This window comes from Lacticaseibacillus camelliae DSM 22697 = JCM 13995, assembly GCF_001311195.1.
GTDB lineage: Bacteria > Bacillota > Bacilli > Lactobacillales > Lactobacillaceae > Lacticaseibacillus > Lacticaseibacillus camelliae.
The window spans coordinates 1-8,536 of record NZ_BBAJ01000088.1 but is presented as its reverse complement, the minus strand read 5'-3'; the positions used below and the strand labels follow the sequence as shown (position 1 = coordinate 8,536).

The 8,536-nt window shown below is 57.1% G+C and carries 6 protein-coding genes and 2 pseudogenes; all 8 read right to left on the bottom strand.

Features of this window, described 5'->3' with window-relative positions; genetic code table 11:
- Nucleotides 1-160: 160 nt before the first annotated feature.
- Nucleotides 161-955: a Nif3-like dinuclear metal center hexameric protein gene (locus tag JCM13995_RS11825; protein ID WP_054665900.1), complete on the bottom strand. Its 795-nt coding sequence runs from the start codon at nt 953-955 to the stop codon at nt 161-163.
- Nucleotides 939-1,646 carry a tRNA (adenine(22)-N(1))-methyltransferase gene (locus JCM13995_RS11820; protein WP_054665896.1) on the bottom strand — a complete coding sequence of 236 codons (708 nt, stop codon included), beginning with the start codon at nt 1,644-1,646 and terminating at the stop codon, nt 939-941. The genes JCM13995_RS11825 and JCM13995_RS11820 overlap by 17 nt, the downstream gene beginning before the upstream one ends.
- Nucleotides 1,647-1,774: 128 nt before the next feature.
- A complete protein-coding gene (gene rpoD / locus JCM13995_RS11815; RefSeq protein ID WP_054665893.1) occupies nt 1,775-2,833 on the bottom strand; it encodes an RNA polymerase sigma factor RpoD in 1,059 nt (352 codons plus the stop codon).
- Between the two features lie 52 nt (nt 2,834-2,885).
- Nucleotides 2,886-3,080: a hypothetical protein gene (locus JCM13995_RS15035; protein WP_054665890.1), complete on the bottom strand. Its 195-nt coding sequence runs from the start codon at nt 3,078-3,080 to the stop codon at nt 2,886-2,888.
- Nucleotides 3,081-3,099: 19 nt separating this feature from the next.
- Nucleotides 3,100-4,917, bottom strand: coding sequence for a DNA primase (dnaG, locus tag JCM13995_RS11805; RefSeq protein WP_054665902.1), 1,818 nt, complete (start codon nt 4,915-4,917; stop codon nt 3,100-3,102).
- 129 nt (nt 4,918-5,046) lie between these two features.
- Nucleotides 5,047-7,115 (bottom strand): annotated as a pseudogene (gene glyS, locus JCM13995_RS11800) (glycine--tRNA ligase subunit beta).
- Nucleotides 7,115-8,011: pseudogene (glyQ, locus tag JCM13995_RS11795) on the bottom strand (glycine--tRNA ligase subunit alpha). The pseudogenes glyS and glyQ overlap by 1 nt, the downstream one beginning before the upstream one ends.
- A gap of 250 nt (nt 8,012-8,261) precedes the next feature.
- Nucleotides 8,262-8,536: LOG family protein (locus JCM13995_RS11790; RefSeq protein ID WP_173581566.1), on the bottom strand; the 275-nt coding region annotated here is incomplete at its 5' end.

Below are 8,536 nucleotides of genomic sequence, written 5' to 3'. Positions count from 1 at the left end.
AGACTAGGCTGAGACATAATTGACCTAGTCGCGTTCCACAAAGCAACGCCCAGACACGCAAACGCCCCTGCATCACGATTCGCACTTCGAATCGCGATGCAGGGACGCCTGCGTTTTGGGCTAAAACCGCTTTGTGTCTCAGCCTCTCGTTTGTGGGAATTCAAATAAAAGTAAACGGATCCGTGTTCAGCGTCGATGCGACCACGTGCAGCGGCCAGTTGTTCTGTTCTGCCCATCCGATCAGCAGCTCGCGTACCTTGCCTTTCATGATCGATTCGATGTGGTGGCCCGGATCGATGACTGGCAGGTGATGCGCCAGCATGTCGTGCCCCGTGTGGTAGTACACGTCCCCTGTCACGTAGACATCGGCGCCGGCCTTCTGGGCATCCGGGTAGAATTGGCCCCCATCGCCGCCGACCACCGCCACGGTTTGCACAGGTAAGGTCAGGTCGTCAGCAATCACCCGCAGCCCACCGACGTTAAAAATGGTTTTCAGTTCGTGGGCAAACGCCTCGACCGTCGTCGGCGAGTTCAAGGTGCCGATGCGGCCCATGTTGGCTTCGTCGCCGGCCTCGATGAACGGGTGCACATCGCTCAGGTGCATGGCGGCCGCCAGCCAGTCGTTCATGCCGCCGGTGGCTCGGTCCAGGTTTGTATGGGCGGCGTAAACCAAAATGTCGTGCCTTGCGATCTCACCGTACATCGCATTTTGAGGGTCGGCGTAGTTTAAGTTCTTCGGCGCATGGAACACCGCTGGATGATGCGCGAAAATCATGTCGGCGTTCAAAGCAATCGCTTCATCCACCACTTCCGGCCGCACATCCAGCGTCACGAGCACCGTGTGCACGGCCTTGGTGCCGTCACCGATTTGAATCCCAACCGGATCGCCTGGCACGGCCAAAGTCTGAGGGGCGAACTGTTCGAATTGCGCAATAATGTCATTTCCGCTCAGCATGGAATTCCTCCTTTAACAAGTCAAGCCGCGCTTGCTCGTCAGCCATTTTTGCTTCAGGCACTTGGGTCGCATTGCCGAGTCCGCGAAGAACGGCCTCCGTCTTGTCGATCTCAATTTCGAGTTGATTCAGGAATAAGGCGGTGCGCTTACGCCGCAGCACCGGACCCAGCATCAAGTCGGCCTCGGTGTAGGGAACCTGCGGCCGGGTTTGGCCGACACTCATCAGCGGATACACATGACCGGCGTCTTCAACCAGGTCCTCATCCAGAATGCTGAACTCGTGCGCGGCCAGATAGCGCCTTAGCGCCTCGGCGTCCCGGTTGGGCCCCAGAATCAGGGTCTCGGTGCCATCAAGCCGGCTCCGGCCCGCCTCAAGGATTTCTTCGATCAGTTGGCCGCCCATGCCGGCGATGTAAATCGTGTCCAAAGCATCTTCGGCCGTCAGCCCGGCAAGCCCATCGGCCTGGCGCACCACGATCTGGTCGTCGAGCCCGGCGGCATGGATGTTGGCCTTCGCGATGGCCACCGGCCCCGCACCAATGTCGCTGGCCACTGCGTAGTCGATTTGCCCGGTTTGCGCCAAGTAAATGGGAATGTATGCATGATCGGTGCCGATATCGGCAATGCGCCGACCGTCATTGTTGAAAGCTGCTAAATGCGCGAGCCGTTTTGAGAGATGAATGGGTGACATAGTTGAACTCCTTTGGGTGATGATACCTCTAGTATACACGAAAGCTGGCGGCAGCACGCTGGTTGCGGGAGCAGTTCCACCCGCTTGGCATCAAAAAAAAGCGCCGGCCGCAGCCAGCACTTTAATGCTTATTCCAAAAAGTCCTTGAGCTGCTTGGAACGGCTCGGGTGACGCAGCTTGCGCAGTGCCTTGGCTTCGATCTGGCGGATCCGCTCACGGGTGACGCCAAAGACCTTGCCGACTTCTTCGAGCGTGCGGGTGCGCCCATCGTCCAAACCAAAACGCAGACGCAGCACGTTTTCCTCACGGTCGGTCAGCGTGTCGAGCACGTTTTCCAGCTGCTCTTTCAGCAGTTCGTAGCTGGCGTGATCCTCAGGCGAGGTCGCGTTGTCGTCCTCGATGAAGTCACCCAAGTGTGAGTCGTCCTCTTCGCCGATTGGCGTTTCAAGCGACACGGGTTCTTGAGCAATTTTCAGGATCTCGCGGACCTTTTCAGTTGGCATGTCCATTTCGGCCCCGATTTCCTCAGGCGTAGGCTCGCGGCCAAGGTCTTGGAGCAGCTGCCGCTGGATGCGGATCAGCTTGTTGATGGTTTCAACCATGTGAACAGGGATCCGGATGGTGCGGGCCTGGTCGGCGATGGCACGGGTGATGGCCTGGCGGATCCACCAGGTCGCGTAGGTCGAGAATTTGAAGCCCTTGCGGTAATCAAACTTCTCAACGGCTTTCATCAAGCCCATGTTACCTTCCTGAATCAGGTCCAGGAACTGCATGCCGCGCCCAACGTAACGCTTGGCGATTGAAACCACCAGCCGCAGGTTAGCTTCCGCTAGCCGCTGCTTAGCTTCCTGATCGCCTTGTTCGATTTTCAGCGCCAAATCGACTTCTTGATCGGCTGTCAACAGCGGCACGCGCCCAATTTCCTTCAAGTACATACGCACAGGATCGTTGATCTTGACCCCGGTTGGCGCAGACAGGTCGGAAAGGGCCTTCTTGGAGACCGGCTTTTCTTTCTTCAGGCTGGCTTCAGCAGGATCGCCATTTTCATCCACAATCGAGATGCCGTTATCCTCGAGCTTGAGCATCAAGTCGTCAACCGCCTCGCTCTTCAACGCAAACGGCTTCACGATCTGCTTGACGAGTTCCTCATTGGTGATCTGCTTGTCTTTCTTGTAATCCTTGATCACCTTTTTGACTGCAGCATCGTATTTCTTCGTCTCAGCGGCGGTTGGCTTGGCACTAGCCTTCTTGTTCGTCGTTTTTTTGGCGGTCGCTTTCGTCGCTGTCTTCTTTACGGTAACCGATTTTTTTCTCCGCCGCAGTGGTTTTCTTTGCGCTGGAAGCAGGCGCCTTCTTGGCCGCGCTTTTGACAACTGACTTCGCCTCAGTCGCCTTCTTGGTAGTTTGTTTCTTTGTCGTATCTTTTTCAGCCATAAAAGTGCCTCCTATAACTTCATTCTCCAGCTGCCGCCTTCAATTGGCGCTGCAACTGAATATACTTATCTAACATCGCATCGACCGTTGCCTCATCGCCAAGCTGCTGCGCCTGGGTCATCTGTTGCTTGACCCGTTGCAGCGCCTGCTTGAGCCCGCGCTGGCCTACTGCCTGAATGAGTGCGGTCACCCCGTCGTCATCCGTGTCCGGTATCTCCTCAAAATCAAGGGTGGCCACCGTTGGGCTCAGCGAGGGGTCTAAGCTATCCATGAACCCTGCCACTGTTGGCGCCGGCTCGTCTTTGGCATAAGCCAGCCAGGCGTCGAACAAATTCTGATAGTCGGCGTCGGGAAAAATAAATCCCGTCCGGTGCAGCCTGGTGGCAATGGTCGAATCATGAAAACTCAGCTGCAACAGCTGCCGTTCGGCCTTTTCGTACCGGTCATAGTGCGGTGCCGCCACTGGCGCGCTCGCCTCCGGCTGCTCATCGTAGGCCTCCGGTGGGGGCGGTGGCGTGCCCCACTCTGCGTCGCTCGGGGCGCGCTTTGGCACTGCCGGCAGCTGCTGGCGCAAGGTCTCGGCCGGTACGCCGGTCAAGTCGCTGACCTGCTTCAGATACACGCTTTGCGCGACCGGCTCAGGCTCTTGACTGATTTCCTTCAAAGCCGCGTCGATATACGCGAGCTTGTCTTGATCCGAGGTCATGTCGCGGTCCGCCACTAGGTAGTTGAGGCGAAATCCAATCGGTGTCAGCGTGTGCTGTACTTGTTTGCTAAAGGCCTCAGCGCCGTGAGCCTGGATGAACTCGTCCGGGTCTTGCCCATCCGGCAGGACCACAACGCCCACTTGCAGCTGCGGATGATCACGCACCAATTCCAGTGCGCGGTCCGCCGCGTGCTGTCCCGGTGCATCGCCATCGTAGCAAATGGTGAGGCGCTTGGTCTGGCGGCTGATGATGGTGACCTGTTCCTGGGTCAGACTGGTCCCCATCGACGCAATGCCGTTAGGGACGCCAGCCTGAAACGCGGAAATCACGTCCATAAAGCCCTCAAACAGCAGCGCCCCGTTATCCTTGAACGTGGCCTTCGCCTGATCGAGATTAAACAGCACATCGCGCTTGTTGAACAGCTCCGTTTCCGGACTGTTCAGGTACTTGGCGGAACTGGCCTCTTTGGTCAGGATCCGTCCGGAAAAACCGATCACGTCGCCGTATGCGTCCTTGAGTGGGAACATCACGCGGTCGTTGAAGCGATCGAAAAGATGCCCTTGGTCATCTTCCACGAACAGGCCGCTGGCACGCTCTTCGTCATACGTGGCCTTTCGGCTGTCCAGAAACTTCTTCATGAGACTGCGGTCAGCCGGCACGTAACCCACTTCAAAATGATCGATGGTCGCCTGGCTGAGCCCTCGGTTAGTTAAGTACGCAAGAGCCGGCTCGCCGCCCTTGGTGTTGACTAACAGGTGGTGCATCATGTCGGTGACTTCACGCAGAAGCTGCTTTTGCCGGGTCTTGGACGGGTCTTCAGGCCGCCTAGTGGGCGTGACCTGCACGCCAAGTGAAATGTTGGCAAAAGCCGCAACCTTGACCACGGCCTCAGGGAAATTGACGTGGTCGTAGTCTTGAACAAATTGAAAGACATTGCCACCGCGCCCACAGGAAAAGCACTGAAAGATCTGCTTGCCCTCGGAGACGGAAAAAGACGGCGTATGCTCTGCCTGGAACGGGCACAGACCAAACAGGTTTTGCCCCTGCTTGCGCAACTGCACGTACTGGCCGATGTAATCCGCAATGTTCACTGAGGTGCGGACCTTATCGATCATTTCTTTTGGGATCAGAGCCATTCGCAATCCTCCCTCCATAGCGGTAAAAAGTCGCACTTCAAGTTTGAAATGCGACTTCGTTTTTGCCATTTACGACAGACTAACACAAGCTATAGTATAGCGGTTGCGGTCTGAAAAAGCAATCTATTTAACAATGACCGCGGTGATGTCGCCGAACTGGTGGATCAGGTTGGCCAGCCCAGTCAACTCGGCGAGCCGGTTCGTGCGCACCCGCTCATCGTCCGCCATGATCATCGTCTCGGTAAAGTAATCGGTGATGACATCCGTCAGGCCGCGCAGCGCCTGGTAGTTGGCTTCACTCGGCTGCGCGTCAAAGTGGGCCTTGACTGCGCTGACGGCATCATGCAGCGACTTTTCCGTGCTGTTTTCAAACAGCGACACGTCAACAGCCACGTTTTGGGGCGACTTGTCGGCGATCCGCAGCACGCGCCCGAGCGCTTCCATCGTTGGCTTGAAGTCCGCATCGTCCTGATGGGCGGTGAGAATTTTGGCCGCGGCAATCATCCCTTCAACATCAACCGTTGGCGCGTTCTGAACGGCATCGAGGATGTCATGACGGATCTTGCCGGTGCTTAGGAACTGGCCAACCCGGTCGCGGAAGAAGTCTGCCACTGCGGTTTGGTTTTTCTCCCAGTCAAGGCCGGCAAGCTGGTCGTTTTGCGTGAGCTTCGCGACCACCTGCTTTTGCAGTGCCGAGATGTCAAAGCCAATGTGATTGGCCGCGACCATGCGGACGATGCCGTAAGCCTGGCGCCGCAGCGCGTACGGGTCATTGGAACCGGTGGGAATCAGATCAACGGCGAAGAAGCTCATGATCGAGTCCAGCTTATCGGCAATGGCCAGCAGTGTCCCCACCTCAGACTCTGGCAGTGCACCGTCGGCGGAGATCGGCTCGTAATGCTCACGAATAGCCTGAGCAACGACCGGGTCTTCCCCTGCCAGCTTGGCATAGACCTCACCCATGACGCCTTGCAGTTCGGCAAACTCGCCGACCATGGCGGAGACCAGGTCAAACTTGTAAATGGCGGCGGCGCGCAGCAGCTTCTGCTTGTCCGCCTCAGCCAGGCCCACGTGATCCGCAAGCAATCCGGCAATGGTGCCGACCCGCGCCATTTTTTTTCGGTCATGGACCCGATCTTGTCGTGGAAGCTGACAGTCTTCAGCCGCTCGACAAACTGCGCAATGGTCTTCTTCTGGTCTTCCGCGTAGAAGAACGCCGCGTCTTCAAGCCGTGCGGTCAGAACCTTGACGTTGCCGCGAATGACGTTATCCAGGTGCTCAGTGTTCCCGTTGCGGACCCCGATAAACGCGTTGACCATTTTACCGTCCGCATCACGCGCATAGAAGTAGCGTTGGTTGTCCTTCATGGAGGTGATCAAAACCGGCTCTGGGATATCCAGGTACTTCTGGTCGAAGCGCCCAGCAAAGGCGGTCGGCCACTCGACCAGGTTGTTGACCTCTTCCAGCAGATCAGCATCAAGATCGATCTTCCAGTGATTGTCGGTCGCAATTTGGGCGATCTGCTGCCGAATGAGTGCTTTGCGTTCCGCGGCGTCGACGAGTACTTTTTCGCCGCGCAGGGCCTCAACGTAGTCGCCAGCCTGCTTCAGGTCGATGGCGTGACCCAAAAAGCGGTGACCTTCGGTGCGGCGGCCAGCCTTGATGTCCAGCAGCTGCATCGGCACGACCTGGTCATCAAGCAGCGACACCAGCCAGTGAATTGGCCGGATGTACTCGAAGTCATAGTTGCCCCACTTCATGCGCGTTGGGAAGGTCAACCCCTTCACGACATCGATCAGCCCAGGCAAAATCTCGGCTGCCGGCTTGCCAGCTGTCTGCTTGTGCAGGTAGACGTACTCAACGCCCTTCAGTTCGCGGAACTCGATGTCGTCGACGGTCATACCCTGGCCGCGCGTGAACCCGATGGCTGCCTTGCTCCAGTTGCCGTCAGCGTCCTGCGCGATTTTTTTTGCCGGGCCCTTGACGTCTTCTTCCGTGTCGGCCTGCTTGTCCGCCAGACCCAGCACTTCGATTGTCAGCCGCCGCGGCGTGGAATAAGTGTTGATAGTCTCATAGTCCAGATGATTGTCCTTGAGAAACTTGCCCGCTTTTTGCGCGAACTGGTTCACGCTCGGGGTCACCACATGAGCCGGCATGTCTTCCAGCCCGATTTCTAGTAAGTATGTCGCCATTAGTTTGCCTCCTCAACCTGGTGCTTCAAAAGCGGAAAGCCCAGCTTCTTGCGCTCCGCAACAAACGCCCGGGCACTTTGTGCGCCATCTTGCGGATCCGGCTCAGATAGCCGGCCCGTTCGGTGACCGAAACCACGCCGCGCGCGTCCAGCAGGTTAAAGGTGTGGCTGCACTTTAGAATGTAGTCATAGGCCGGGTGCACTAACCCGAGGTCCATCAAGCGCCATGCCTCTTTCTCATACGCGTCAAAGAACTTCAGCAGCATGTCCTGGTCAGATTCTTCAAACGAGTACTTGGAGTGCTCGTACTCAGGCTCCTTGAAAATGTCGCCGTAAAGCACGCCGTCCCCCCATTCAAGGTCGAACACCGAGTTGACGTCCTGAATGTAGGAAGCCAGGCGCTCCACCCCATAGGTGATCTCACTGGTGACCGGCGACACTTCAAGGCCGCCGACGACTTGGAAGTAGGTAAACTGGCTGACTTCCATGCCGTCGAGCCAGACTTCCCAACCAACCCCGGCGCAGCCATTGACGGGTTCTCCCAGTTGTCTTCGACGAAACGAATATCATGCTCGAGCGGATCAATGTTCAGCGCGCGCAGTGAGTCCAGGTAGTACTCCTGGATGTTTTCCGGTGACGGCTTCATGACCACCTGAAACTGGTGGTGTTGGTACAGCCGGTTGGGATTCTCCCCGTAGCGGCCGTCAGCCGGCCGGCGCGAAGGCTCCACGTACGCCGCGGCCCAAGTCTCCGGGCCAATTGCGCGCAGGAAGGTGTAAGGCTCATGGTGCCGGCCCCTTTTTCCGTATCATAGGCCTGCATCAGCATGCAGCCCTTGTCCGCCCAAAAGTTCTGCAGCGTCTGGATCATTTTCTGGACACTCATCTTTTGTGTCATAACTTCCTCTTTTCTGGTCATGAAAAAAAAGCGCCTCTATGCCAAAATCAGCATAGGGACGCTCGTCACGCGGTTCCACCCTACTTCAAGTCAGAGACTTGCCCTTACTTAAACATGGCTCGAAAACGCCCGTCGCAGCCCGGCCCGCAAGGCTTGCACTGCCCCTTGCTCGCTGAATGGTCTATGACCTGCAACGCTTTTTCTCATCACCGATTCAATTGATTCAAGTATAGCACGCGCGCTGATGTGGTCAAGCGCGTCCTTGCTTGGGGTAGGTGCGCAAGCGCGGTGGGGTGTAACTATCAATAAAGTGTCCCAGCTCAGTCAGGTCCGCAGTGAACAGAAGCTTGCTGCGATCGGCGGCGGTCAAAAAAACCTTCCGCCACCATGTGATCGTAAAAGGCGGCCAAGCATCGTAATAATGATTGACGTTGTAAAACGCGCACGGGCTGGCATTATCGCCGACGCGGGCCCACGAAAACGCCTCACTGATCTCCTCCAGCGTGCCGGCCCCACCTGGCAGCG

Bases quoted from the DNA above. Each gene is read 5' to 3' on its own strand.
- JCM13995_RS11825 (WP_054665900.1), bottom strand. From the start codon at position 955: ATGCTGAGCGGAAATGACATTATTGCGCAATTCGAACAGTTCGCCCCT.
- JCM13995_RS15035 (WP_054665890.1), bottom strand. From the start codon at position 3,080: ATGGCTGAAAAAGATACGACAAAGAAACAAACTACCAAGAAGGCGACT.
- JCM13995_RS11820 (WP_054665896.1), bottom strand. From the start codon at position 1,646: ATGTCACCCATTCATCTCTCAAAACGGCTCGCGCATTTAGCAGCTTTC.